This is a genomic window from Pseudomonas nitroreducens (genome assembly GCF_014204515.1).
Lineage (GTDB): Bacteria > Pseudomonadota > Gammaproteobacteria > Pseudomonadales > Pseudomonadaceae > Pseudomonas > Pseudomonas nitritireducens_A.
Genome location: NZ_JACHLI010000023.1, coordinates 20,801 through 45,308 on the forward strand (window position 1 = coordinate 20,801; position 24,508 = coordinate 45,308).

A 24,508-nucleotide genomic window follows, 5' to 3' on the forward strand; every position below is an offset into this window, starting at 1 on the left:
AGGGACCCTTCGGGGTCCCTTTTTCGTTGAGTTGGTTAAATATTGACACCCCTCAGGCGCATCCGTACAATTGCGCCTCCTTTTAACGGGCGGAGTCCGTCCGTTGGGAATGGCAACTTGGAGTCTGAGGTCAAATGCAAAATCAACAAATCCGTATTCGGTTGAAGGCTTTTGATCACCGCCTGATCGACCAATCTACCCAGGAAATCGTGGAAACCGCGAAACGTACTGGGGCTCAGGTGCGTGGTCCGATTCCTCTGCCGACCCGCAAGGAACGTTACACCGTGCTGATTTCCCCGCACGTCAACAAGGACGCTCGTGACCAGTACGAAATTCGTACCCACAAGCGTGTTCTCGACATCGTTCAGCCGACCGACAAAACCGTCGACGCGCTGATGAAGCTCGACCTTGCTGCTGGCGTCGAAGTACAGATCAGCCTCGGCTAATGCCTTCGGCATTGGTCGTGTAACGCTCTGAAATGGGCGGCCATAGCGGGTGAAAGCCCCGTACACTAAAGAGGTTCTAAAGATGACAATTGGTGTTGTCGGTCGTAAGTGCGGCATGACCCGCATCTTCACCGAAGATGGTGTCTCCATTCCGGTCACGGTCATTGAGGTCGAGCCGAATCGCGTCACCCAGTTCAAAAACGAAGAGAGCGATGGCTATCGCGCCGTGCAGGTTACTGCCGGCGAGCGTCGTGCTTCTCGCGTGACCAAGGCGCAAGCCGGTCACTTTGCCAAGGCGAATGTCGCCGCCGGTCGCGGCGTGTGGGAATTCCGTCTGGGCGAAGAGGAGTTCAAGGCAGGCGATTCCATTTCTGTCGACCTGTTCCAGGCCGGCCAGCTGGTAGACGTTACCGGCGAGTCCAAGGGTAAAGGCTTTGCCGGTACCATCAAGCGCTGGAACTTCCGTGGTCAAGATAACACCCACGGTAACTCCGTTTCCCACCGCGTCCCGGGTTCCATCGGCCAGTGCCAGACTCCTGGTCGAGTGTTCAAGGGCAAAAAAATGTCGGGCCACATGGGTGCTGAGCGCGTAACCGTTCAATCCCTTGAGGTCGTGCGTGTCGATGCAGAGCGCAATCTGCTGCTGGTCAAAGGTGCCGTTCCTGGCGCTACCGGTGGTGATGTGCTGGTGCGTCCGGCAGCCAAGGCTCGCGGTTAAGAGAGGAAGCTGAGATGCAACTGAATGTAAATGGCGCTCAGGCGATCGAGGTTTCCGAGCGTACCTTTGGTAGCGAATTCAACGAGACCCTGGTTCACCAGGCAGTCGTGGCCTACATGGCTGGCGGCCGTCAGGGCACCAAGGCTCAGAAAACTCGTTCCGAAGTCTCCGGTGGTGGCAAGAAGCCGTGGCGTCAGAAGGGCACTGGTCGTGCTCGTGCTGGCACCATCCGTAGCCCCATCTGGCGTGGCGGCGGCGCGACCTTCGCGGCCAAGCCCCAGGATCACTCCCAGAAGCTCAACAAGAAGATGTACCGCGCTGCTCTGCGCTCCATCCTCTCTGAGCTGGTTCGCCTGGACCGTCTGGTTGTCGTTGCCGACTTCGCTGTCGATGCACCGAAGACCAAAGGTCTGGTCAGCAAGCTGGAAGGCCTGGGCCTGAAAGATGTACTGATCGTCACCGAAGGCGTCGATGAGAACCTGTACCTGGCAGCTCGCAACCTGGCCCACGTCGATGTACGTGACGTCCAGGCTTCCGATCCGGTCAGCCTCATCGCCTACGACAAGGTGCTGGTCACCGTGTCCGCCGTGAAGAAGTTCGAGGAGCTGCTGGCATGAACCAGGAACGCGTATTCAAAGTGCTGCTGGGCCCGCATATCTCCGAGAAGGCCACTGGCCTGGCGGACGGCAACAGCCAATTCGTTTTCAAGGTTGCCACTGATGCAACCAAGCTGGAAATCAAGAAGGCCGTAGAAAGCCTGTTCGGCGTGAAAGTACGTCGCGTCACCACCCTGAACGTTCAGGGCAAGACCAAGCGTACCGTTCGCGGCCTGGGCAAGCGTAACGACTGGAAAAAAGCGTACATCGCTCTCCAGCCGGGCCAGGATCTCGATTTCGCAGCTGGCGCTGAGTAAAGGGGTGCATCATGGCAATCGTTAAATGCAAACCGACTTCCGCTGGTCGTCGTTTCGTCGTCAAGGTAGTGAACAAGGACCTGCACAAAGGTGCTCCGTTCGCTCCCCTGCTCGAGAAGAAGTCCAAGTCGGGCGGCCGTAACAACAACGGTCGTATCACCACCCGTCATATCGGTGGTGGCCACAAGCAGCACTATCGTCTGGTCGACTTCCGTCGCAACAAGGATGGCATCCCTGCCACCGTTGAACGCGTCGAATACGATCCGAACCGTACTGCTCACATCGCTCTGCTGAAATACGCGGACGGCGAGCGTCGTTACATCATCGCCCCCAAAGGCGTGGTGGCTGGCGATCAACTGATCTCCGGTATCGGCGCTCCGATCAAGGCCGGCAACAACATGCCGCTGCGCAACATTCCGGTGGGTAGCACCATCCACGGTATCGAACTGAAGCCTGGCAAAGGTGCTCAGATCGCTCGCTCCGCTGGCGCTTCGGCTCAGCTGGTTGCCCGTGAAGGTGCCTACGTAACCGTACGTCTGCGTTCCGGTGAGATGCGCAAAGTCCTGGCTGACTGCCGTGCGACCCTGGGCGAAGTCTCGAACTCCGAGCACAGCCTGCGTTCGCTGGGTAAAGCCGGTGCCAAACGCTGGCGTGGCGTTCGCCCGACCGTTCGTGGTGTTGCCATGAACCCGGTCGACCACCCGCACGGTGGTGGTGAAGGTCGTACCTCTGCTGGTCGTCATCCGGTGTCGCCGTGGGGTCTTCAGACCAAGGGTAAGAAGACTCGCGCGAACAAGCGTACCGACAACATGATCGTCCGTCGCCGCAAGTAAATAGAGGGATACGACAGTGCCACGTTCTCTGAAAAAAGGTCCTTTTATCGATCTTCACCTGCTGAAGAAGATCGAAGTGGCGGTGGAAAAGAACGACCGCAAGCCGATCAAGACCTGGTCGCGCCGTTCTATGATCATGCCGCACATGGTTGGTCTGACCATCGCTGTCCACAACGGCCGTCAACACGTGCCCGTTCTGGTCAACGAAGACATGGTCGGTCACAAACTCGGCGAGTTCGCTGCTACCCGCACTTATCGTGGGCACGCTGCGGACAAGAAAGCCAAGCGTTAAGGGGTAAGGAAGATGGAAGTAGCCGCTAAGCTCTCGGGCGCTCGTATCTCCGCCCAGAAAGCCCGCTTGGTCGCCGACCAGATCCGCGGGAAGAAGGTGGGCGACGCGCTCAACCTCCTGGCTTTCAGCAACAAGAAAGCCGCCGAGATCATGAAGAAAGTGCTGGAGTCGGCCGTTGCCAACGCCGAGCACAACGAAGGCGCCGATGTAGACGATCTCAAAGTCTCCACCGTCTTCGTCAACGAAGGTCGTTCGCTCAAGCGCATCATGCCGCGTGCCAAAGGCCGTGCTGATCGCATCGTCAAGCGGTCTTGCCATATCACTGTCAAGGTTGCGGACAAGTAACGGAGTCGATCAGATGGGTCAGAAAGTACATCCCAATGGCATCCGCCTGGGTATCGTCAAGGAGCACACCTCCGTTTGGTACGCAGATAAGCGCACTTACGCCGATTATCTGTTCGCCGACCTGAAGGTACGTGAGTATCTCCAAGACAAACTAAAAAGCGCGTCCGTAAGCCGTATCGATATCCATCGTCCGGCTCAAACCGCACGCATCACCATCCACACCGCTCGTCCCGGCATCGTGATCGGCAAGAAAGGTGAAGATGTTGAGAAGCTGCGTCAGGACCTGACCAAGCAAATGGGTGTGCCGGTGCACATCAACATCGAAGAGATCCGCAAGCCGGAGCTCGACGGTATGCTGGTTGCGCAAAGCGTAGCTCAGCAGCTGGAGCGTCGCGTTATGTTCCGTCGCGCCATGAAGCGCGCTGTACAGAACGCCATGCGCATTGGTGCCAAAGGCATCAAGATCCAGGTAAGCGGTCGTCTGGGCGGCGCTGAAATCGCTCGTACCGAGTGGTATCGCGAAGGTCGTGTGCCCCTGCACACCCTGCGTGCCGACATCGACTATGCAACCTACGAAGCGCACACCACCTACGGTGTGATCGGTGTGAAGGTTTGGATCTTCAAAGGCGAGGTCATCGGTGGCCGCCAAGAAGAGCTGAAGCCGCAAGCGCCCGCTCCTCGTAAAAAAGCTGCTAAGTAAGGAGTACGCAAATGCTGCAACCCAAGCGTACGAAGTTCCGCAAGCAAATGACCGGTCACAACCGTGGCCTGGCTCATCGCGGTTCTAAAGTCAGCTTCGGCGAGTTCGCCCTCAAGGCAACCAGCCGTGGCCGTCTCACTGCACGTCAGATCGAGTCCGCGCGTCGTGCGCTGACCCGTCACGTTAAACGTGGCGGCAAGATCTGGATCCGTGTTTTCCCCGACAAGCCTGTTACCAAGAAGCCCCTGGAAGTACGTATGGGTAAAGGTAAGGGCGGCGTCGAGTACTGGGTAGCCCAGATTCAGCCGGGCAAGGTCCTGTACGAGATCGAGGGTGTTACCGAAGAGCTGGCGCGTGAGGCATTCGCCCTGGCGGCTGCAAAGCTGCCGCTCGCCACCTCCTTTGTTAAGCGGACGGTGATGTGATGAGTGCGAATGAACTTCGTGAAAAATCCGTTGAGCAGCTGAACGAGCAACTGCTCGGCCTGCTGCGCGATCAGTTCAATCTGCGCATGCAGAAGGCAACTGGCCAGTTGGGGCAGTCTCACCTGCTCTCGCAGGTTAAGCGCGACATCGCTCGCGTGAAAACTGTGCTCAACCAGCAAGCAGGTAAGTAATCATGGCTGAAGCCCAGAAAACCGTCCGTACGCTGACTGGCCGTGTCGTCAGCGACAAGATGGACAAGACCGTTACCGTACTGATCGAGCGCCGCGTCAAGCACCCGATCTACGGCAAATACGTGAAGCGTTCGACCAAACTGCACGCCCACGACGAAACCAATCAGTGCCGCATTGGTGACCTGGTCACCATTCGCGAAACTCGTCCGCTGGCCAAAACCAAGGCCTGGACCCTGGTTGACGTCGTCGAGCGCGCGGTTGAAGTCTAAGGGTCGGAGATAGAAGATGATTCAGACTCAATCCATGCTCGAAGTCGCTGACAACAGCGGCGCGCGTCGCGTCATGTGCATCAAGGTGCTCGGCGGTTCCCACCGCCGTTACGCCGGCATCGGCGACATCATCAAGGTCACCGTCAAGGAAGCGATTCCGCGTGGCAAGGTGAAGAAGGGCCAGGTAATGACTGCCGTGGTCGTTCGCACCAAGCACGGTGTTCGCCGTACTGACGGTTCCATCATCCGCTTCGACGGCAACGCCGCCGTCCTGCTGAACAACAAGCAGGAGCCGATCGGCACCCGTATCTTTGGGCCCGTGACTCGTGAACTTCGTACTGAGAAGTTCATGAAGATCGTCTCCCTTGCCCCAGAAGTGCTGTAAGGAGTAGCCGTCATGCAAAAAATTCGTCGTGACGACGAAATCATCGTCATTGCCGGCAAGGACAAGGGCAAGCGTGGCAAGGTGCTGAAGGTTCTGGCTGATGACCGTCTGGTCGTTGGCGGTGTGAACCTCGTCAAGCGCCACACCAAGCCCAACCCCATGCTCAACCAGCAAGGCGGGATCGTCGAGAAGGAGGCGCCTCTGCACGTCTCCAACGTCGCCATCTTCAACGCTGAAACCAACAAGGCTGACCGCGTTGGCTTCAAGGTCGAAGACGGTAAGAAGATTCGTGTCTTCAAGTCGACCCAGAAACCGGTTCAGGCTTGAGGGAGCTAGGTAGATCACCATGGCACGATTGAAAGAAATTTATCGGAAGGAAATCGCTCCCAAGCTGGTGCAAGAGCTCCAGCTGGCGAACGTGATGGAAGTTCCGCGCGTTACCAAAATCACCCTGAACATGGGTCTTGGCGAAGCTGTCGGCGACAAGAAAGTCATCGAGAGCGCCGTAGCTGATCTGGAAAAGATCGCGGGTCAGAAGCCGGTCGTGACTTACGCTCGTAAGTCCATCGCTGGTTTCAAGATTCGTGAAGGCTGGCCGATCGGCGTGAAAGTCACCCTGCGTGGCGATCGCATGTACGAGTTCCTGGACCGTCTGCTGTCGATCTCCCTGCCGCGCGTTCGTGACTTCCGCGGTCTGAATGCCAAGTCCTTCGACGGCCGTGGCAACTACAGCATGGGCGTCAAAGAGCAGATCATCTTCCCGGAAATCGATTACGACAAGATCGATGCCCTCCGCGGTATGGATATCACTCTGACCACCACCGCGCGTTCGGATGATGAGGGTCGTGCACTGCTGCGCGCCTTCAAATTCCCGTTCCGCAACTGATTGGAGTAGGACCATGGCTAAAGAGAGCATGAAGAACCGTGAGCTGAAGCGTCAGCAAACGGTAGCCAAGTACGCCAAAAAGCGTGCCGAGCTGAAAGCGATCATCGCTAATCCGAGCACCACTGCGGAAGATCGTTGGAATGCCCAGGTCGCCCTGCAGAAGCAACCGCGTGACGCGAGCGCCAGCCGCCTGCGTAACCGTTGCCGCCTGACCGGTCGTCCGCACGGTTACTACCGCAAGTTCGGCCTGAGCCGTAACAAGCTGCGTGAAGCAGCAATGCGCGGTGACGTACCGGGCCTGGTGAAAGCCAGCTGGTAAGTGCTAGACGGAGTCGGCGACGGCTCCGTTGATCGCTTTGCGAAGCAAGCCCCCTCGTGGGGCTTGATTCGTTTTTAAGCGATCTCTAGAATACCCGGCTCCCCCGAGTCCGGGTTTTAGTTCGTCCGGCGTTTTGAGGGCGAGTTATGAAGTTGAAGGCTTATCTTTTGTATCAGGAGCATTAAGCCCATGAGTATGCAGGACCCGTTAGCAGACATGCTAACTCGCATCCGTAATGCCCAGATGGCTGAGAAGACCGTCGTGAGCATGCCGTCTTCCAAGCTGAAAGCGGCAGTCGCCAAAGTCCTCAAGGACGAAGGCTACATTGCGGATTTCCAAGTCACCGCCGAGGCCAAGCCTCTGCTGTCGATCGAGCTGAAGTACTTCGAAGGCAAGCCTGTCATCGAGGAAGTGAAGCGAATCAGCCGTCCTGGCCTGCGCCAGTACAAATCCGTAGACCAGCTGCCGAAAGTTCGTGGCGGCCTGGGCGTTTCGATCGTCTCCACCAACAAAGGTGTGATGACTGACCGTGCTGCCCGTGCCGCTGGCGTCGGTGGCGAAGTGCTCTGCACTGTGTTCTAAGGGGAATCAGCATGTCTCGCGTTGCTAAGAACCCCGTCATTCTGCCCGCCGGCGTTGAAATCAAGCTGGCTGGTCAGGAACTTTCGATCAAGGGTGCCAAAGGCGCTCTCGAGCTGAAAGTACATCCGTCCGTCGAAGTCATTCAGGACAACGGTGAGCTGCGTTTCGCTGCGCGTAACGGCGACCAGCAGACCCGTGCCATGGCCGGTACCACCCGCGCTCTGGTCAACAACATGGTAATCGGCGTCAGCCAGGGCTTCGAGCGCAAGCTCCAGCTGGTTGGTGTTGGTTACAAGGCGCAGGCCAAAGGCCAAGTGCTGTCCCTGGCTCTCGGCTTCTCCCACCCGGTTGATTACGAACTGCCTGCCGGCATCGTCGCGGAAACCCCCAGCCAGACCGACATCCTGATCAAGGGTATCGACAAGCAGCTGGTTGGCCAGGTTGCCGCGGAAATCCGCGACTTCCGTCCGCCGGAGCCGTACAAAGGCAAGGGCGTGCGTTACGCCGACGAAGTCGTCCTTCGTAAAGAAGCCAAGAAGAAGTAGGGCATAGCAAATGAGCGTCAAGAAAGAAACCCGTCTGCGCCGCGCTCGCAAGGCTCGCCTGAAGATGCGCGAACTGGAAGCTGTACGCCTGTGCGTATACCGCTCCTCCCAGCACATCTACGCCCAGGTCATTGCAGCCGACGGCGGCAAGGTCCTGGCCAGCGCCTCGACCCTGGACAAAGAACTGCGCGAAGCTGCCACCGGCAACGTCGACGCAGCCAAGAAAGTTGGTCAACTGGTCGCGGAACGCGCCAAGGCTGCCGGCGTCACTCAGGTGGCGTTCGACCGTTCTGGCTTCAAGTACCACGGTCGTATCAAGGCCCTGGCTGATGCCGCTCGTGAAGGCGGTCTGGAGTTCTAAGTTATGGCAAACAACGATCAAAAGCGCGACGAAGGCTACATCGAGAAGCTGGTTCAAGTGAACCGCGTCGCCAAAACCGTAAAAGGTGGCCGTATCTTCGCCTTCACCGCGCTGACCGTGGTTGGCGATGGCAAGGGCCGTGTTGGCTTCGGTCGTGGCAAGGCGCGTGAAGTGCCGGCCGCCATCCAGAAGGCAATGGAAGCTGCTCGCCGCAACATGATCCAGGTTGATCTGAACGGCACCACCCTGCAGTACCCGACCAAGTCCGCCCATGGCGCCTCCAAGGTGTACATGCAGCCGGCTTCCGAAGGTACCGGTATCATCGCCGGCGGCGCCATGCGTGCTGTCCTGGAAGTGGCCGGTGTGCAGAACGTTCTGGCGAAGTGCTACGGCTCCACCAACCCGGTGAACGTGGTCTACGCAACCTTCAAGGGCCTGAAGAACATGCAGTCCCCTGAGTCGGTAGCGGCCAAGCGTGGCAAGAGCGTCGAGGAGATTCTCTAACCATGGCAACTGTCAAAGTTACCCTGATCAAGAGCCTGAACGGCCGTCTGGCCAATCACAAGGCTTGCGTCAAAGGCCTCGGCCTGCGTCGCATTAATCACACCGTCGAAGTTCAGGACACTCCTGAAAACCGCGGCATGATTAACAAGGCCTACTACCTGCTGCGTGTGGAGGGTTAATCCATGCAACTGAACGATCTGCGTTCCGCGCCGGGTGCCCGTCGCGAAAAGCACCGTCCGGGCCGTGGCATCGGTAGCGGTCTGGGCAAGACCGGTGGCCGTGGTCACAAAGGTCAAACCTCCCGCTCCGGTGGCTCCATCGCTCCGGGCTTCGAGGGTGGTCAGCAACCGCTGCACCGTCGTCTGCCGAAGTTCGGCTTCAACTCGCTCAAAGCCATGGATCGCGCAGAAGTGCGTACCTCCGAACTGGCCAAGGTCGAGGGTGATGTCGTAACCGTGCAGTCCCTGAAGGATGCCAACGTGATTAACCAGAACGTACAGCGTGTGAAAGTCATGCTGTCGGGCGACGTTACTCGCGCGGTCACCCTGAAAGGCATCGGCGCCACCAAAGGCGCTCGTGCGGCTATCGAAGCAGCTGGCGGCAAAATCGAGGACTAAATGGCTAAGCAAGGTGCTCTCTCTGCGCTGAGCAACGGTGGTGGTTTGTCCGAGCTCTGGGCACGTCTGCGTTTCCTGTTCCTGGCGATCATCGTCTATCGGATCGGCGCGCACATCCCAGTCCCGGGCATCAACCCCGATCGCTTGGCGGCACTGTTCCGGCAGAACGAGGGGACCATTCTTAGCCTCTTCAACATGTTTTCCGGCGGCGCGCTGGAGCGCATGAGTATCTTTGCACTGGGGATCATGCCGTACATCTCGGCATCGATCATCATGCAGCTCATGACCGCTATCAGCCCGCAGCTGGAGCAGTTGAAGAAAGAGGGTGAGTCTGGGCGTCGCAAGATCAGCCAGTACACCCGCTACGCAACCCTCGTCCTGGCACTTGTCCAGGCCATTGGCATGTCCATTGGTCTGGGTAGTCAGGGCGTGGCCTTCTCCAACGACTTCGGCTTCTACTTCGTGTCGGTCACCACCTTCGTGGCGGGTGCGCTGTTCATGATGTGGCTGGGTGAGCAGATCACCGAGCGGGGTGTCGGCAACGGCATCTCCATGCTGATCTTCTCCGGTATCGTCGCAGGCTTGCCCCGAGCAATCGGTCAGTCCTTCGAGTCCGCGCGTCAAGGTGACATCAACATCTTCGCCCTGATCGCCATCGGCCTGCTGGCCGTGGCCATCATCGCGTTCGTGGTGTTCATCGAGCGTGGTCAGCGTCGTATCGCCGTGCATTACGCCAAGCGCCAACAAGGTCGCAAGGTGTTTGCTGCTCAAACGAGCCATCTGCCGCTCAAAGTGAACATGGCGGGTGTAATCCCTGCGATCTTCGCCAGCAGCATCCTGCTGTTCCCGGCATCCCTGGGTGCCTGGTTCGGTCAGTCGGAAGGCCTGGGTTGGCTGCAGGACGTCGCGCAAGCGATCGCTCCTGGTCAGCCGCTGAACATTCTGCTGTTTAGTGCAGGGATCGTTTTCTTCTGCTTCTTCTACACAGCGCTGATGTTCAACCCGAAGGACGTGGCGGAAAACCTCAAGAAGTCCGGTGCATTTATTCCGGGTATTCGTCCGGGCGAACAGTCGGCTCGCTACATTGATGGCGTACTGACCCGTTTGACCATGTTCGGTGCCCTGTACATGACGGCTGTGTGCCTGCTGCCCCAGTTCCTGGTCGTAGCTGCCCACGTACCGTTCTACCTTGGCGGGACCTCGTTGCTGATCGTGGTCGTGGTTGTGATGGACTTTATGGCTCAAGTACAATCGCACCTCGTTTCTCACCAGTACGAATCCCTCATGAAGAAAGCCAACCTGAAGGGCTATGGCAGCGGCCTGCTGCGCTGACCCGTAAGGTTCGAGGAGTCACTGATGAAAGTTCGTGCATCGGTTAAGAAGCTGTGCCGCAACTGCAAGATCGTCCGTCGCGAAGGCGTCGTTCGTGTGATCTGCAGCGCGGAGCCGCGTCACAAGCAGCGCCAAGGCTGAGTGTGAACCACGCGTTATAACCCGGCAGCTAGTGTGCTGCCGGGTTGATTATTTGTTTTTACAGCGCTAATATCCGCGCCCTTTCTTGGCTCCCTGGGCGCCGGGTAGCTGTCAATTGGAGTTTTTCTGAATGGCCCGTATTGCAGGCGTAAACATTCCGGATAACAAGCACACTGTTATCTCGCTGACCTACATCTATGGTGTTGGTCGCACTACCGCACAGAGCATCTGTGCAGCCACCGGCATCAGCCCGGCTGTAAAGATCAAAGAGCTGAGCGAAGAGCAGATTGATTCGCTGCGTACCGAGGTGGCCAAGCTGACCACCGAAGGTGACCTGCGTCGCGAAATCAACATGAACATCAAGCGTCTGATGGACCTCGGTTGCTACCGCGGTCTGCGTCATCGTCGTGGTCTGCCGGTTCGCGGTCAGCGTACCAAGACCAACGCGCGCACCCGTAAGGGCCCGCGTAAGCCGATCCGCAAGTAATCGCTTAGGAATCTAGTCATGGCAAAACCTGCTGCTCGTCCTCGCAAGAAAGTCAAAAAGACGGTGGTCGACGGGATCGCGCACATCCACGCGTCCTTCAACAACACCATCGTTACCATCACTGATCGTCAGGGCAACGCTCTGTCCTGGGCTACCTCCGGTGGTTCGGGCTTCCGCGGCTCGCGTAAGAGCACCCCGTTCGCTGCCCAGGTAGCGGCCGAGCGTGCCGGCCAGGCTGCTCTGGAATACGGTCTGAAGAACCTTGACGTAAACGTCAAAGGCCCGGGCCCGGGTCGCGAGTCGGCTGTTCGTGCGCTGAATGCCTGCGGTTACAAGATCGCCAGCATCACCGACGTAACCCCGATCCCGCATAACGGCTGCCGTCCGCCGAAAAAGCGTCGCGTGTAATAGGAGACAGTGAGAAATGGCTCGTTACATTGGTCCCAAGTGCAAACTGTCCCGCCGCGAAGGCACTGACCTCTTCCTGAAGAGCGGCGTTCGTGCCCTCGACTCGAAGTGCAAGGCAGAACAAGTTCCCGGTCAGCATGGCCAGCGTCGTGGTCGCCTGTCCGACTACGGTCTGCAGCTGCGCGAGAAACAAAAAGTTCGCCGCATCTACGGCGTTCTGGAACGTCAATTCCGTGGCTACTATCAGGAAGCTTCCCGCCGCAAGGGCTCCACAGGTGAAAACCTGCTGCAGATCCTTGAGTGCCGTCTGGACAACGTCGTCTACCGTATGGGCTTCGGTTCCACCCGTTCCGAATCCCGTCAGCTGGTGTCCCACAAGACCATCAGCGTCAACGGTCAGACCGTAAACGTACCGTCCTACCAGGTCAAAGCCGGTGACGTGGTTGCTGTTCGCGAGAAATCGAAGAACCAGCTGCGTATCGCCCAAGCTCTGGACCTGTGCGCCCAGCGCGGTCGCGTTGAGTGGGTCGAAGTGGACACCGACAAGAAAGCTGGCACCTTCAAAAGTGTCCCGGCTCGTGCCGATCTGTCCGCCGACATCAACGAAAACCTGATTGTCGAGCTCTACTCCAAGTAAGGGCTAGAAAATAGGTGCATCCATGCAGAGTTCGGTAAATGAGTTCCTGACCCCCCGCCACATCGATGTGCAGGTGGTCAGCCAAACCCGCGCCAAGATCACTCTCGAGCCTCTCGAGCGTGGTTTCGGCCATACCCTGGGCAACGCGCTGCGTCGCATCCTGTTGTCCTCCATGCCTGGCTGTGCAGTAGTCGAGGCCGAGATCGACGGCGTACTCCACGAGTACTCCGCCATCGAAGGTGTGCAGGAAGATGTCATCGAGATCCTGCTCAACCTGAAAGGCCTGGCCATCAAGCTGCACGGCCGTGACGAAGTGACGCTGACCCTGGCGAAAAAGGGCTCGGGTGTGGTGACCGCTGCCGATATTCAGCTGGATCATGATGTCGAGATCGTCAACGGTGACCATGTTATCGCCCACCTGGCCGATAACGGCGCGCTGAACATGAAGCTGAAAGTCGCTCGTGGCCGTGGCTACGAGCCGGCTGATGCCCGCTCGAGCGATGAAGACGAAAGCCGTAGCATTGGCCGTCTTCAGCTCGACGCCTCGTTCAGCCCCGTACGTCGTGTTGCCTACGTGGTCGAGAACGCCCGTGTCGAACAGCGTACCAACCTGGACAAGCTGGTCCTCGATCTGGAAACCAACGGCACCCTGGACCCTGAAGAGGCTATCCGTCGCGCCGCTACCATCCTGCAACAGCAGCTGGCAGCGTTCGTGGACCTCAAAGGCGACAGCGAGCCTGTTGTGGAAGAGCAGGAAGACGAGATCGATCCGATCCTGCTGCGTCCGGTCGATGACCTTGAGCTGACCGTCCGTTCGGCCAACTGCCTGAAGGCAGAGAACATCTACTACATCGGTGACCTGATTCAGCGCACCGAAGTAGAGCTGCTCAAAACGCCGAACCTGGGCAAGAAGTCCCTGACCGAAATCAAGGACGTTCTGGCCTCTCGCGGTCTGTCCCTCGGTATGCGCCTCGACAACTGGCCGCCGGCAAGTCTCAAGAAAGACGACAAGGCTACTGCCTGATCGTCGTAGCTACCGAACGTAAAGTTTGGAAAGGAATTGAACCATGCGCCATCGTAAAAGTGGTCGTCACCTGAGCCGCACCAGCGCGCACCGCAAGGCTATGTTCCAGAACATGGCTGTGTCGCTCTTCGAACACGAACTGATCAAAACCACCCTGCCCAAGGCCAAGGAACTGCGTCGCGTTGCCGAGCCGCTGATCACCCTGGCTAAAGTGGATAGCGTTGCCAACCGTCGTCTCGCTTTCGACCGTACCCGTTCGAAAGAAGCCGTAGGCAAGCTGTTCAACGAACTGGGCAAGCGCTACGCCAACCGTCCGGGCGGCTACCTGCGCATCCTGAAGTGCGGCTTCCGCGCCGGCGACAATGCCCCCATGGCATACGTCGAATTGATTGACCGCGCTGTTGGCGGCCAAGCAGTAGAAGCTGCAGAGTAAGGTTTACGCCTTATAAGAAACCGGGCCCTGTGCCCGGTTTTTTATCGCCTATTGAAAAGTTTTTCTCTATCGATCAGCTCGAATCAATAAATTGGCTGATCCATGCCCTTGTCACCGATCCTTAACGACGCCGACTTCTACTGCTTGCTGAGCTGGATCAACAGCCACAACGCCGGTAGAGGCGCTTAATTGTCCGATTGGGATGTCGGGCCGCGCTCACAGCCTCCGTGATTCGCCGGCCATCGAACACCCCGCCGTTGAGGAGAGTAACGATGAGCGACAAGACCCGCCTGACGACCGCTGCCGGAGCGCCGGTTGCCGATAACCAGAACGTCCAGACCGCCGGCCCGAGGGGCCCGATGCTGCTGCAGGACGTCTGGTTCCTGGAGAAGCTGGCGCACTTCGACCGCGAAGTGATCCCCGAGCGCCGCATGCATGCCAAGGGCTCCGCTGCCTACGGCACCTTCACCGTCACCCACGACATCACCCGCTACAGCCGCGCCAAGCTGTTCTCCCAGGTCGGCAAGCAGACGCCACTGTTCCTGCGCTTCTCCACGGTTGCCGGCGAGCGTGGTGCTGCCGACGCCGAGCGCGACATCCGCGGCTTTGCCATGAAGTTCTACACCGAGGAAGGCAACTGGGACCTGGTGGGCAACAACACCCCGGTCTTCTACTTCCGCGACCCGCTGAAATTCCCCGACCTGAACCACGTGGTGAAACGCGATCCGCGCACCAACCTGCGCAACGCCACGCTGAAGTGGGACTTCTTCTCGCACCTGCCCGAAGCCCTGCACCAGCTGACCATCGACTTCGGCGACCGCGGCCTGCCGCGCAGCTACCGCCACGTCCACGGTTTCGGCAGCCACACCTTCAGCTTCATCAACGCCAGCAACGAACGCTTCTGGGTCAAGTTCCACTTCAAGACCCAGCAGGGCATCGAGAACCTGAGTAACGAGGAAGCCGCCAAGCTGGTCGGCGCCGACCGCGAGAGCTCGCAGCGTGACCTGTACGACGCCATCGAACGCGGCGATTTCCCGCGCTGGAAAATGTACGTGCAGGTGATGCCGGAGAAGGAAGCAGCCACCTACCGCTTCAACCCGTTCGACCTGACCAAGGTCTGGCCGCACGGCGACTACCCGTTGATCGAGGTCGGCTACTTCGAGCTGAACCGCAACCCGGCGAACTACTTCGCCGAGGTCGAGCAGTCGGCCTTCAGCCCGGCGAACATCGTCCCCGGCATCGGCTTCTCGCCGGACAAGATGCTCCAGGGCCGCCTGTTCTCCTACGGCGATGCGCACCGCTACCGCCTGGGCGTGAATCACCACCAGATCCCGGTGAACGCCGCGCGCAACAACCCGCGCATCTACCACCGCGATGGCGCCATGCGGGTAGACGGCAACAACGGCGACATGACCGTGACCTACGAGCCGAACAGCTTCAGCCAGTGGCAGGAGCAGCCGGATTACTCCGAGCCGCCGCTGACCCTGGAGGGCAGCGCCGATCACTGGAACCATCGCGTGGATGACGACTACTTCAGCCAGCCGGCCGCGCTGTTCCGCCTGTTCGACGAAGCCCAGCGCCAACGCCTGTACGAGAACATCGCCGGCGACATGGCGGGGGTGCCGGAAAGCATCCAGCGCCGCCAGCTCGGGCTGTTCTTCAAGATCGACCCGGCCTACGGCGAAGGCGTCGCCAAGGCCCTCGGCCTGAAGCTGGACTAAGCTGAAGCCGGTTAACCCAGTCGCCCTCTTCGGAGGGCGGTTGCGTTTCCAGGCCAATGAAGGCTTGACCCCGGTCATGGCCAGTCGCGACCATAGCGCCGTTTAATTCGCTGTCACGTCCCAGGGAGAAGGCTGATGCAAGGCCACGCCGAGGTTATCGATTATCTCAACACGCTGCTGACCGGTGAGCTGGCCGCTCGCGACCAGTACTTCATCCACTCGCGCATGTACGAGGACTGGGGCTTCACCAAGCTCTACGAGCGCCTCAACCACGAGATGGAAGAGGAAACCCAGCACGCCGACGCCCTGCTGCGCCGCATCCTGCTGCTCGAAGGCACGCCGCGCATGCGCCCGGACGATATCCACCCGGGCAAGACCGTGCCGGAGATGCTGGAAGCCGACCTGAAGCTGGAGCGCCACGTACGCGCCGCCCTGGCCAAGGGCATTGCCCTGTGCGAGAAGCACAAGGACTTCGTCACCCGTGACATCCTCCGTGTGCAGCTGACCGACACCGAGGAAGACCACGCCTACTGGCTCGAACAGCAGCTCGGTCTGATCGCCAAGATGGGACTGGAGAACTACCTGCAGTCGCAGCTCTGATCGGCCAGATCGCTCGCCCAAAAGCCCCCGACTCCGGGGGCTTTTGCTTGTCGTAGGAGCGAGCTTGCTCGCGAACAGAGCCACCCGGTAACTCCAGCGTTGAGCGGTTCGCGAGCAAGCTCGCTCCTACTAAAGCTACAAAAAAGCCCCTGTGCCGATTGGCAGCAGGGGCTTTCTCCATGCCGGCGCGGATCAGGCCCGATCGCGCTCCAGCAGCGGCTTGAGGAAGTGCCCGGTGTGCGACACCGCCATGTCCGCGACCTGCTCCGGCGTGCCGGTGGCGATGATCTGGCCGCCCTTGGAGCCGCCCTCGGGGCCGAGGTCGACCAGCCAATCGGCGGTCTTGATCACGTCCAGGTTGTGCTCGATCACCACCACGGTGTTGCCGTGGTCGCGCAGGCGGTGCAGCACGTCGAGCAACTGCTGGATGTCCGCGAAGTGCAGGCCGGTGGTCGGCTCGTCGAGGATGTACAGTGTCTTGCCGGTATCGCGCTTGGACAGCTCGCGGGACAGCTTGACCCGCTGCGCCTCGCCGCCGGACAGCGTGGTCGCGCTCTGCCCCAGCTTGATGTACGACAGACCGACGTCCATCAGCGTCTGCAGCTTGCGCGCGATGGCCGGCACGGCGTCGAAGAACGCGCGGGCGTCCTCGATGGTCATGTCCAGCACCTCGGTGATGCTCTTGCCCTTGTAGCGCACCTCCAGGGTCTCGCGGTTGTAGCGCTTGCCCTTGCAGACGTCGCAGGGGACGTAGATGTCCGGCAGGAAGTGCATCTCCACCTTGATCACGCCGTCACCCTGGCAGGCCTCGCAGCGGCCGCCCTTGACGTTGAACGAGAAGCGCCCCGGACCGTAACCGCGCGAACGGGCTTCCGGCACGCCGGCGAACAGCTCGCGGATTGGCGTGAACAACCCGGTGTAGGTCGCCGGGTTCGAGCGCGGGGTACGACCGATCGGGCTCTGGTCGATGTCCACCACCTTGTCCAGGTGCTGCAGGCCGTCGAACGAGTCGTAGGGCGCAACCTCCAGCGTGGTGGCGCCGTTGAGCGCGGTGGCGGTGATCGGGAACAGGGTGTTGTTGATCAGCGTCGACTTGCCCGAACCGGAGACGCCGGTGATGCAGGTGAACAGGCCGACCGGGATTTCCAGGTTGACGTTCTGCAGGTTGTTGCCGCGCGCGCCCTTGAGCTTGAGCAGTTGCTTCTTGTTGCGTGGGGTGCGCTCGGCCGGTACGACGATCTTGGTGCGGCCGGAAAGGTACGCGCCGGTGACCGAGTCGGGGTGATCCATGACCTGCTGCGGGGTGCCTTCGGCGACGATCTGCCCACCGTGCACGCCAGCGCCGGGGCCGATGTCCACGACATAGTCGGCCAGGCGGATGGCGTCCTCGTCGTGTTCCACCACGATCACCGTGTTGCCCAGGTTGCGCAGGTGGGTGAGAGTGCCCAGCAGGCGTTCGTTGTCGCGCTGGTGCAGGCCGATGGAGGGTTCGTCGAGGATGTACATGACGCCCACCAGGCCGGCGCCGATCTGGCTGGCCAGGCGGATGCGCTGGGCCTCGCCGCCGGACAGGGTGTCGGCGCTGCGGTCCAGGGTCAGATAATCCAGGCCGACGTTGACCAGGAACTGCAGGCGCTCGCGGATCTCCTTGAGGATCTTCGAGGCGATCTCGCCGCGGCGGCCGGTGAGGGTCAGGCCTTCGGCATATTCGCAGGCGGTGCCCACCGGCATCGCGGTGATCGCCGGCAGGGTCTTGTCACCCACCCACACGTGGCGTGCTTCGCGGCGCAGGCGGGTGCCGTGGCAGTCCGGGCAGGGCTGGGTGCTGAGGAACTTGGCCAGCTCCTCGCGCACGGTGGCCGACTCGGTCTCGCGGTAGCGACGCTCCAGGTTCGGCAGGATGCCCTCGAACGGGTGGGCGCGCTTGACGATGTCGCCGCGGTCGTTGAGGTAGCGGAACTCGACGTTCTCGCGGCCCGAGCCGTGGAGGATGAATTTCTGCTTGTCCGGATCCAGATCCTGGAAGGGCTCTTCCAGGCTAAAGCCGAAGTGCGCGGCCAGCGAGCCGAGCATCTGGAAGTAGTAGACGTTGCGCCGGTCCCAGCCGCGGATCGCGCCCTCGGCCAGGGTCAGTTCGCCGTTGACCACCCGCCGCGCGTCGAAGAACTGCTTCACGCCCAGGCCATCGCAGGTCGGGCAGGCGCCGGCCGGGTTGTTGAAGGAGAACAGCTTGGGTTCCAGCTCGCTGATGGAGTGGCCGCAGATCGGGCAGGCGAAGCGGGCGGAGAAGATCATCTCTTCGCCTTCCTCGTCATCCATCGGAGCGACCAGCGCGATGCCGTCGGCCAGGTTGATCGCCGTTTCGAAGGATTCCGCCAGGCGCTGCTGCAGGTCGCCGCGGACCTTGAAGCGGTCCACCACGATGTCGATGGAGTGCTTGAACTTCTTGTCCAGCTTGGGCACTTCATCCAGCTCGTAGAGCTTGCCGTCGACGCGGGCGCGGACGAAGCCCTGGGCGCGCATCTCCTCGAACACCGCCAGGTGCTCGCCCTTGCGCTCGCGGATCACCGGGGCCAGCAGCATCAGCTTGCGGCCTTCGGGCAATGCCAGCACCTGGTCGACCATCTGGCTGACGGTCTGCGCTTCCAGCGGAATGTCGTGGTCCGGGCAGCGCGGAATACCCACACGTGCATAGAGCAGGCGCAGGTAGTCGTAGATCTCGGTGATGGTGCCCACGGTGGAGCGCGGGTTGTGGGAGGTGGATTTCTGCTCGATGGAAATCGCCGGCGACAGACCTTCGATGGTGTCGACGTCGGGCTTTTCCATCATCGAGAGGAACTGCCGGGCGTAGGCCGACAGGGATTCCACGTAGCGGCGCTGGCCTTCGGCGTAGAGGGTGTCGAAGGCCAGGGAAGACTTGCCGGAACCGGACAGGCCGGTGATCACGATCAACTTGTCGCGCGGCAGGGTCAGGTCGATGTTCTTCAGGTTGTGGGTACGTGCCCCACGGATGAGGATCTTGTCCACTGCGGCCTCGCATGGCGGGCGAAAACTATCGATTATACGGGGCGTTTCCGGCACGCGGCAAAGTAGCGCGTGTGTGCCCTTGGACCCTGGGGCTGTTAGAATGCGCGGCTATTTTTCGGCGTGGGCGACGGCCGGCCTCAAGGGGCCCGGATGGCGCGCCGCCACGGGGCAATTCAGCGCATCCCGGTATTTCGTCTTTTCATGAGGGGCTTATGCACGATTCCCACACTGAGCGCATGAGTGGCACCGAGACCCGAGCGGCCGCCGGCCTGTCGCTGGTCTTCGCGTTCCGCATGCTCGGCATGTTCATGGTCCTGCCGGTGCTCGCCACCTATGGCCAGGACCTGGCCGGCGCCACCCCGGCGCTGATCGGCCTGGCCATCGGCGCCTACGGCCTGACCCAGGCGATCCTGCAGATTCCGCTGGGCACCCTGTCCGACCGCATCGGCCGTCGGCCGATCATCGTCGTCGGCCTGCTGGTGTTCGCCGCCGGCGCCGCGCTGGCGGCCAACGCCGATTCCATCTGGGGCGTCATCGCCGGCCGCGTCCTGCAGGGCGCCGGGGCGATCTCCGCGGCGGTGATGGCGATGCTCTCCGACCTCACCCGCGAGCAGCACCGCACCAAGGCCATGGCGATGATCGGCATGAGCATCGGCGTGTCCTTCGCCGTGGCGATGGTCGCAGGCCCCGTACTGACCCACTGGTTCGGCCTGCACGGGCTGTTCTGGTTCACCGCCGGTATGGCCCTGGTGGGCATGCTGATCATCCTGTTCTTCGTGCCGACGCCCGACCACCGCATGCAGCACCGCGAATCCAGCGTGGCCAAGCAGTCGCTGATCCCGACCCTGAAGAACGGCGACCTGCTGCGTCTGGACGCCGGCATCCTGGTGCTGCACGCCATCCTCATGGCCAGCTTCGTCGCCCTGCCGCTGGCGCTGGTGGAGCGCGCCGGGCTGCCCAAGGAAGAACACTGGTGGGTCTACCTGACCGCGCTGCTGGTGGGCTTCTTCGGCATGGTGCCGTTCATCATCTACGCCGAGAAGAAACGCCAGATGAAGCGCGTGCTGACCGGCGCCGTGGCGACGCTGATGCTCTGCGAGCTGTTCTTCTGGGAGTTCGGCAACAGCCTCAAGGAACTGGTGTTCGGCATCATCGTCTACTTCACCGCGTTCAACCTGCTGGAGGCCTCGCTGCCCTCGCTGGTGAGCAAGGTGTCGCCGGCCGGAGGCAAGGGCACGGCGATGGGCGTGTACTCCACCAGCCAGTTCCTCGGCGCCGCCGTCGGCGGCATCCTCGGTGGCTGGATGTTCCAGCACGGCGGGCTCGACGGGGTGTTCATCGGCTGCGCGGTGCTGGCTGCCCTCTGGTTGGCGATTGCTGTTACCATGCGTGAACCGCCTTATGTAACGAGTATTCGCCTGCCTCTGTCCGCCGAGGCCCTGCGCGATGCTTCGTTGGTTGAGCGTTTCAAGGCATTGCCCGGTGTGAGCGATGTGATGGTGGTCGCTGAAGAAGCGGCCGCTTATGTCAAAGTGGATTCCCAACAAGTTGATCGCACGTCCCTCGAGCGCCTCGCCGGCGCCGAGCAGGCGACGTGCTGAAGCCTTTAGGAGAGCGTCATGGCCCGTGGGGTTAACAAAGTCATTCTGGTCGGTAACGTCGGTGGCGATCCGGAAACCCGCTACATGCCCAACGGCAACGCGGTGACCAACGTCACCCTGGCCACCAGCGAGAGCTGGAAGGACAAGCAGACCGGCCAGCAGCAGGAGCGTACCGAGTGGCACCGCGTGGTGTTCTTCGGTCGCCTGGCGGAAATCGTCGCCGAGTACGTGCGCAAGGGTTCGCAGATCTACGTCGAAGGCAGCCTGCGCACCCGCAAGTGGCAGGGTCAGGACGGCCAGGACAAGTACACCACCGAGATCGTGGTCGACATCAACGGCAACATGCAGCTGCTGGGCGGCCGTCCGGGCGCCGGTGGTGACGATGCTCCGCGTGCTCCCCGCGAGCCGCAACAGCGTCCGCAGCAGGCCCAGCGTCCTGCGCCGCAGCAGCAGTCCCAGCCCGCGCCGCAACCGGCTCCGGACTACGACAGCTTCGACGACGACATTCCGTTCTAAGACGGACTGGTCTTCCCCAAGAGCGCAGCCTTCGAGCTGCGCTTTTGCGTTTCTGGGACGCTCGTTTTGGCGAATGTTGGTAAAAGTCTTTCTCGAAAGCGCCTATTTAATTAGCTAGCTAATTAAATGATTCTGGAATTGCCTTGATGTACGGCAAAACCGGAGAAGAAAAGACATGAGTATTACAGTGACCGAGCGTGACGACGACCATAAATCCCGCGAGTTCCGCGCCATCGGTGGGCGTTGCTGGGATGTGCACCAGGAAGGCCAGCTGGTCGGCATCTTCCACACCGAGGGCGAGGCGCAGGCCTACCGCGTTTCCCTGGAGCTGGAGGCGCGCTACCGCCACGCTGCCGAGTTCTGATACTCCGCAAACAGCCCCGTGGCGCTAGTCGCGCCACGGGGCTTTTGCTTTCTGCAGGAGCGAGCCTGCTCGCGAACCAGCCCCGCAGCGAGGGCATTTCGCGAGCAAGCTCGCTCCTACATTGAATGATGTCGCCCGGCGAACCGGGCGGGCGGCGATCAGAGCTGTAGGGCGAATAACCTGGAACAGGTTATCCGCCGGCCCTTCTGTGGCGGATAACGCTGGCGCGTTATGCGCCCTACGTTACTACCGTCACGCTGCCGAGTTCTAATGCGCACGACAGTCGCGCCACGGGGCTTTTGCTTTCTGCAGGAGTGAGCCTGCTCGCGAACCAGCCCCGCAGCGAGAGCATTTCGCGAGCAAGCTCGCTCCTACATTGAATGATGCCGCCCGGCGAACCGGGCGGCGGGCGATCAGAACTGGTAGTTCACCGTTGCCGTGACGTTGCGCTTCTCGCCGAAGTAGCAGAAGTCCAGGCTGTAGCAGGACGCCACGTAGTCCTTGTCCAGCAGGTTGTTGGCGTTGAGGCTGACGTCCAGGCCCTTCAGGCCGACGCGGGAGAGGTCGTAGCCGATGCGCGCATCCACCAGGGTGTAGTCCGGCACGCGCAGGGTGTTTTCCTTGTCCGCCCAGGTCTCGCCGACGTAGCGGGCGCCGCCGCCGATGCTCAGGCCATCCAGCGGGCCGGCGCTGAAGCCATAATCCGCCCACAGCGAGGCCATGTGTTTGGGCGCCTGGTTTGGCGTGTGGCCCTGGTTGCCGTCCAGCGATTTGGTGTAGGTGATATCGGTGTAGGTGTAGCTGCCGAGCACCTTGAGGTTGTCGGTGACCTGGGTGTGGGCTTCCAGCTCGAAGCCCTGGGAGCGCACCTCACCCACGGAGGTGTAGAAGTTGTCCTGCGGCTCCTTCGAGGCGACGTTCTCCTGGGTGATGTGGAAGATCGACGCGGTGTACAGGCTGCGGCTGCCTTCGGGTTGGAACTTCAGGCCGGCTTCCCATTGCTTGCCCTCGGTCGGCTCCAGCGGCGTGCCGGACTGGTCGGAGTAGGCGTTGGGGTTGAACGACTCGGAGTAGCTGATGTATGGCGCGATGCCGTTGTCGAACAGGTACAGCGCGCCGATGCGTCCGGTGAATTTCTTCCAGTCGTCGTCGGCCTTGCTGCCGGTGCTGCGGTTCTGGTCCTCGACCGTCACCCAGTCCTCGCGCATGCCCAGGGAGAAGCGCCAGTTGTCGATGTCGATCAGGTCCTGCAGGTAGACGCCGGTCTGCTCCAGGCGACGGGTGTGGTTGTCGTCGGGGTAGTAGCTGATGGCGTCATTGCCGTAGTGCGGATCGAAGGCGTCCAGCGGCGCCACCGAGCCCGAGCGCCAGTCCACCGTGGTGCGGCGTTTCTGGTAGTCCAGGCCCATCAGCAGGGTGTGTTTGGCGGCACCGGTCTCGAACTCGGCCTGGGCCATGTTATCGATGATGTACGCCTGCAGGTGTTCGCTGGCGCCGGAGTAGTAGCGGTTCAGGGTGTTCGCATCCGGTGCGGTCCAGCCGTAGGCGTAGACCTGCGAGAGATCGACGTCCGAATCCAGGTAGCGGAAGTTCTGCCGCGCGGTCCACACGTCGTCGAAGCGATGCTCCAGTTGGTAGCCGAACATGCGCTGGGTGCGGTCGAAGTCGTCCTGGCTCGGCTCGCCGTCGAAGAACTCGCGGGAGATCTTCCGGCCGTTGTGGTGGTACAGCGCACCGTCCGCCGGCACGCCGCTGTGATAGCCGCCGTTCGGGTCGTGCTGAAGATAGCCCTGCAGGGTCAGGGTGGTGTCGTCGGTGAAGTCGATGGCCAGGGTCGGGGCTATGGCGTAGCGCTCTTCCTTGACGTGGTCGAACTGGGTGTCCGAACCCTTGCCCAGGCCGACCAGGCGGTAGGCGATGCGCTTCTCTTCATCCAGCGGGCCGCTGAAGTCGAAGCCCATTTCCCTCTGGCCCATGTTGCCGACAGTGCCGGTGATCTGGTGGTAGTCCTCGTACAGCGGCTTCTTGCTGGTCAGCGCCACCAGGCCGCCGGGCAGGCTGCGGCCGTAGAGAACCGAGGAGGGGCCCTTGAGCACGTCGATGCGTTCGAGGAAGTACGGGTCGACCTGCATCGAGCTGAAGGTGCCGCTGTCGCCCATGGCCTTCAGGCCGTCGAGGTAGATGTTGTCCACGCTGTTGTCGGCGAAGCCGCGCATCACCACGTAGTCGTAGCGGTTCGAGGCACCGACCTGGCCGGTGAAGATGCCGGGGGTGTAGCGCATGGCCTGCTGCATGGTGCGCGAGGCGGTGTCGTCGATCTGTTCGCGGGTGATCACCGAGACGCTCTGGCTGGTTTCCAGCAGGGACTTCGAGGTCTTGGTGGCGATCTGGCTGTGGGTCGCCAGGTAGCCGTCTTCCTCGCCCAGCGCGTTGCCCAGGGCGAACACGTCGCTGGACGGCATGGCCAGCACGTCGGTCGGCGCCGCCGGGCGCAGCACGTAGTTGCCGTCGCCCTGGTCCACTGCTTCCAGCGGAGTGTCCACCAGCAGGCGCGACAGGCCCTGGTCCACCGAGTAGGTGCCGTTCAGCCCGGCGGAGTTCAGGCCGCGGGTCTGCTCCGGGGTGGCCGACAGGGTGATGCCGGCCTCGCGGGCAAAGCTGTTCAGCACCTCGCCCAAGGGGCCTGCCGGAATCGCGTAGGCGCGGCTGCTGGTGATGGCGGCAGCATCGGCGGCGAAGGTGCTCAGCGGCAGGCAGGCACCCAGGCTGGCGCACAGCAGCGCGCCGCGCACGGCATGGGCCAGCCGGCTGGTGCGGGGCAGGGCGGAGGAGGGCATTGGAATGTGGGCGGCTCGCATGCTGGGGCTTCCGTGGACAAGGGAAATG

Annotated in this window: 35 protein-coding genes; 33 read left to right on the forward strand and 2 right to left on the reverse strand. The window is 61.2% G+C overall.

What is annotated here, in order from left to right:
- Positions 1–134: 134 nt before the first annotated feature.
- The 30 genes from rpsJ (at position 135) to bfr (ending at position 16,114) form a co-directional block, all read left to right on the forward strand.
- Entirely contained in the window at positions 135–446 is a 312-nt protein-coding gene (gene rpsJ, locus HNP46_RS23930) for a 30S ribosomal protein S10 (protein WP_003243886.1), read from the forward strand.
- A gap of 82 nt (positions 447–528) precedes the next feature.
- Positions 529–1,164 carry a 50S ribosomal protein L3 gene (gene rplC, locus HNP46_RS23935; RefSeq protein WP_024767389.1) on the forward strand — a complete coding sequence of 212 codons (636 nt, stop codon included), beginning with the start codon at positions 529–531 and terminating at the stop codon, positions 1,162–1,164.
- Positions 1,165–1,178: 14 nt separating this feature from the next.
- Positions 1,179–1,781: a 50S ribosomal protein L4 gene (gene rplD / locus HNP46_RS23940; protein ID WP_017521904.1), complete on the forward strand. Its 603-nt coding sequence runs from the start codon at positions 1,179–1,181 to the stop codon at positions 1,779–1,781.
- Positions 1,778–2,077: a 50S ribosomal protein L23 gene (rplW, locus tag HNP46_RS23945; RefSeq protein ID WP_015475322.1), complete on the forward strand. Its 300-nt coding sequence runs from the start codon at positions 1,778–1,780 to the stop codon at positions 2,075–2,077. Before rplD ends, rplW begins: the two co-directional genes overlap by 4 nt.
- An 11-nt stretch (positions 2,078–2,088) precedes the next feature.
- Positions 2,089–2,910, forward strand: coding sequence for a 50S ribosomal protein L2 (rplB, locus tag HNP46_RS23950; protein ID WP_184593961.1), 822 nt, complete (start codon positions 2,089–2,091; stop codon positions 2,908–2,910).
- 16 nt (positions 2,911–2,926) lie between these two features.
- The gene (gene rpsS, locus HNP46_RS23955) at positions 2,927–3,202 is read left to right on the forward strand and encodes a 30S ribosomal protein S19 (protein WP_017521902.1); all 276 of its coding nucleotides are present in this window, start codon (positions 2,927–2,929) and stop codon (positions 3,200–3,202) included.
- Positions 3,203–3,214: 12 nt separating this feature from the next.
- A complete protein-coding gene (rplV, locus tag HNP46_RS23960) occupies positions 3,215–3,547 on the forward strand; it encodes a 50S ribosomal protein L22 (RefSeq protein WP_015475325.1) in 333 nt (110 codons plus the stop codon).
- A gap of 13 nt (positions 3,548–3,560) precedes the next feature.
- Entirely contained in the window at positions 3,561–4,247 is a 687-nt protein-coding gene (rpsC, locus tag HNP46_RS23965; protein ID WP_024767387.1) for a 30S ribosomal protein S3, read from the forward strand.
- 11 nt (positions 4,248–4,258) lie between these two features.
- Positions 4,259–4,672 carry a 50S ribosomal protein L16 gene (gene rplP, locus HNP46_RS23970; protein ID WP_184593963.1) on the forward strand — a complete coding sequence of 138 codons (414 nt, stop codon included), beginning with the start codon at positions 4,259–4,261 and terminating at the stop codon, positions 4,670–4,672.
- A complete protein-coding gene (gene rpmC, locus HNP46_RS23975) occupies positions 4,672–4,863 on the forward strand; it encodes a 50S ribosomal protein L29 (protein ID WP_184593965.1) in 192 nt (63 codons plus the stop codon). Before rplP ends, rpmC begins: the two co-directional genes overlap by 1 nt.
- A gap of 2 nt (positions 4,864–4,865) precedes the next feature.
- A complete protein-coding gene (gene rpsQ, locus HNP46_RS23980) occupies positions 4,866–5,132 on the forward strand; it encodes a 30S ribosomal protein S17 (protein WP_024767386.1) in 267 nt (88 codons plus the stop codon).
- Between the two features lie 16 nt (positions 5,133–5,148).
- Positions 5,149–5,517, forward strand: a complete 369-nt coding sequence (gene rplN / locus HNP46_RS23985; protein WP_017521901.1) for a 50S ribosomal protein L14 — start codon at positions 5,149–5,151, stop codon at positions 5,515–5,517.
- A 12-nt stretch (positions 5,518–5,529) separates the two neighbouring features.
- Positions 5,530–5,844, forward strand: a complete 315-nt coding sequence (gene rplX / locus HNP46_RS23990) for a 50S ribosomal protein L24 (RefSeq protein ID WP_184593967.1) — start codon at positions 5,530–5,532, stop codon at positions 5,842–5,844.
- A gap of 19 nt (positions 5,845–5,863) precedes the next feature.
- Positions 5,864–6,403, forward strand: coding sequence for a 50S ribosomal protein L5 (rplE, locus tag HNP46_RS23995; RefSeq protein ID WP_184593969.1), 540 nt, complete (start codon positions 5,864–5,866; stop codon positions 6,401–6,403).
- A 13-nt stretch (positions 6,404–6,416) separates the two neighbouring features.
- Complete coding sequence (rpsN, locus tag HNP46_RS24000; protein WP_184593976.1) at positions 6,417–6,722, forward strand: 30S ribosomal protein S14; 306 nt, start codon at positions 6,417–6,419, stop codon at positions 6,720–6,722.
- 189 nt (positions 6,723–6,911) lie between these two features.
- Positions 6,912–7,304 carry a 30S ribosomal protein S8 gene (rpsH, locus tag HNP46_RS24005; protein WP_015475331.1) on the forward strand — a complete coding sequence of 131 codons (393 nt, stop codon included), beginning with the start codon at positions 6,912–6,914 and terminating at the stop codon, positions 7,302–7,304.
- 11 nt (positions 7,305–7,315) lie between these two features.
- Complete coding sequence (gene rplF / locus HNP46_RS24010) at positions 7,316–7,849, forward strand: 50S ribosomal protein L6 (protein WP_015475332.1); 534 nt, start codon at positions 7,316–7,318, stop codon at positions 7,847–7,849.
- Between the two features lie 10 nt (positions 7,850–7,859).
- Positions 7,860–8,210, forward strand: a complete 351-nt coding sequence (gene rplR / locus HNP46_RS24015; protein ID WP_017521897.1) for a 50S ribosomal protein L18 — start codon at positions 7,860–7,862, stop codon at positions 8,208–8,210.
- Positions 8,211–8,213: 3 nt separating this feature from the next.
- On the forward strand, positions 8,214–8,714 hold the full coding sequence (rpsE, locus tag HNP46_RS24020) for a 30S ribosomal protein S5 (RefSeq protein ID WP_009617173.1): 501 nt from the start codon (positions 8,214–8,216) through the stop codon (positions 8,712–8,714).
- A 2-nt stretch (positions 8,715–8,716) separates the two neighbouring features.
- Entirely contained in the window at positions 8,717–8,893 is a 177-nt protein-coding gene (gene rpmD / locus HNP46_RS24025; protein ID WP_009617174.1) for a 50S ribosomal protein L30, read from the forward strand.
- Between the two features lie 3 nt (positions 8,894–8,896).
- Positions 8,897–9,331 carry a 50S ribosomal protein L15 gene (gene rplO / locus HNP46_RS24030; RefSeq protein ID WP_045215310.1) on the forward strand — a complete coding sequence of 145 codons (435 nt, stop codon included), beginning with the start codon at positions 8,897–8,899 and terminating at the stop codon, positions 9,329–9,331.
- Positions 9,332–10,663, forward strand: coding sequence for a preprotein translocase subunit SecY (gene secY / locus HNP46_RS24035; protein WP_024767080.1), 1,332 nt, complete (start codon positions 9,332–9,334; stop codon positions 10,661–10,663). It abuts the gene before it with no gap.
- 24 nt (positions 10,664–10,687) lie between these two features.
- Positions 10,688–10,804 carry a 50S ribosomal protein L36 gene (gene rpmJ / locus HNP46_RS24040; protein ID WP_014854209.1) on the forward strand — a complete coding sequence of 39 codons (117 nt, stop codon included), beginning with the start codon at positions 10,688–10,690 and terminating at the stop codon, positions 10,802–10,804.
- A 130-nt stretch (positions 10,805–10,934) separates the two neighbouring features.
- Positions 10,935–11,291 carry a 30S ribosomal protein S13 gene (rpsM, locus tag HNP46_RS24045; protein WP_024767079.1) on the forward strand — a complete coding sequence of 119 codons (357 nt, stop codon included), beginning with the start codon at positions 10,935–10,937 and terminating at the stop codon, positions 11,289–11,291.
- A gap of 18 nt (positions 11,292–11,309) precedes the next feature.
- A complete protein-coding gene (gene rpsK, locus HNP46_RS24050; RefSeq protein ID WP_003093689.1) occupies positions 11,310–11,699 on the forward strand; it encodes a 30S ribosomal protein S11 in 390 nt (129 codons plus the stop codon).
- Between the two features lie 16 nt (positions 11,700–11,715).
- The gene (gene rpsD / locus HNP46_RS24055; RefSeq protein WP_184593986.1) at positions 11,716–12,336 is read left to right on the forward strand and encodes a 30S ribosomal protein S4; all 621 of its coding nucleotides are present in this window, start codon (positions 11,716–11,718) and stop codon (positions 12,334–12,336) included.
- A 22-nt stretch (positions 12,337–12,358) separates the two neighbouring features.
- On the forward strand, positions 12,359–13,360 hold the full coding sequence (locus HNP46_RS24060; protein ID WP_009617182.1) for a DNA-directed RNA polymerase subunit alpha: 1,002 nt from the start codon (positions 12,359–12,361) through the stop codon (positions 13,358–13,360).
- A 43-nt stretch (positions 13,361–13,403) separates the two neighbouring features.
- A complete protein-coding gene (gene rplQ, locus HNP46_RS24065; protein WP_015475338.1) occupies positions 13,404–13,793 on the forward strand; it encodes a 50S ribosomal protein L17 in 390 nt (129 codons plus the stop codon).
- A gap of 272 nt (positions 13,794–14,065) precedes the next feature.
- The gene (gene katA, locus HNP46_RS24070; protein WP_184593988.1) at positions 14,066–15,514 is read left to right on the forward strand and encodes a catalase KatA; all 1,449 of its coding nucleotides are present in this window, start codon (positions 14,066–14,068) and stop codon (positions 15,512–15,514) included.
- Between the two features lie 135 nt (positions 15,515–15,649).
- Positions 15,650–16,114, forward strand: a complete 465-nt coding sequence (gene bfr / locus HNP46_RS24075) for a bacterioferritin (protein WP_138520039.1) — start codon at positions 15,650–15,652, stop codon at positions 16,112–16,114.
- Positions 16,115–16,306: 192 nt separating this feature from the next.
- On the opposite strand, the gene uvrA is transcribed toward bfr, so the two are convergent.
- The gene (uvrA, locus tag HNP46_RS24080; RefSeq protein WP_184593990.1) at positions 16,307–19,141 is read right to left on the reverse strand and encodes an excinuclease ABC subunit UvrA; all 2,835 of its coding nucleotides are present in this window, start codon (positions 19,139–19,141) and stop codon (positions 16,307–16,309) included.
- Positions 19,142–19,353: 212 nt separating this feature from the next.
- On the opposite strand from uvrA, the gene HNP46_RS24085 reads away from it, so the two are divergent.
- From HNP46_RS24085 to HNP46_RS24095, 3 genes are all read left to right on the forward strand, one after another.
- Positions 19,354–20,742, forward strand: a complete 1,389-nt coding sequence (locus HNP46_RS24085) for an MFS transporter (RefSeq protein WP_184593992.1) — start codon at positions 19,354–19,356, stop codon at positions 20,740–20,742.
- Between the two features lie 18 nt (positions 20,743–20,760).
- Positions 20,761–21,258 carry a single-stranded DNA-binding protein gene (ssb, locus tag HNP46_RS24090; protein ID WP_017521888.1) on the forward strand — a complete coding sequence of 166 codons (498 nt, stop codon included), beginning with the start codon at positions 20,761–20,763 and terminating at the stop codon, positions 21,256–21,258.
- 175 nt (positions 21,259–21,433) lie between these two features.
- The gene (locus HNP46_RS24095; protein ID WP_184593995.1) at positions 21,434–21,622 is read left to right on the forward strand and encodes a hypothetical protein; all 189 of its coding nucleotides are present in this window, start codon (positions 21,434–21,436) and stop codon (positions 21,620–21,622) included.
- 413 nt (positions 21,623–22,035) lie between these two features.
- Here HNP46_RS24095 and HNP46_RS24100 read toward each other — a convergent pair whose 3' ends face one another.
- On the reverse strand, positions 22,036–24,480 hold the full coding sequence (locus HNP46_RS24100; RefSeq protein ID WP_184593997.1) for a TonB-dependent siderophore receptor: 2,445 nt from the start codon (positions 24,478–24,480) through the stop codon (positions 22,036–22,038).
- Between the last annotated feature and the right edge of the window lie 28 nt (positions 24,481–24,508).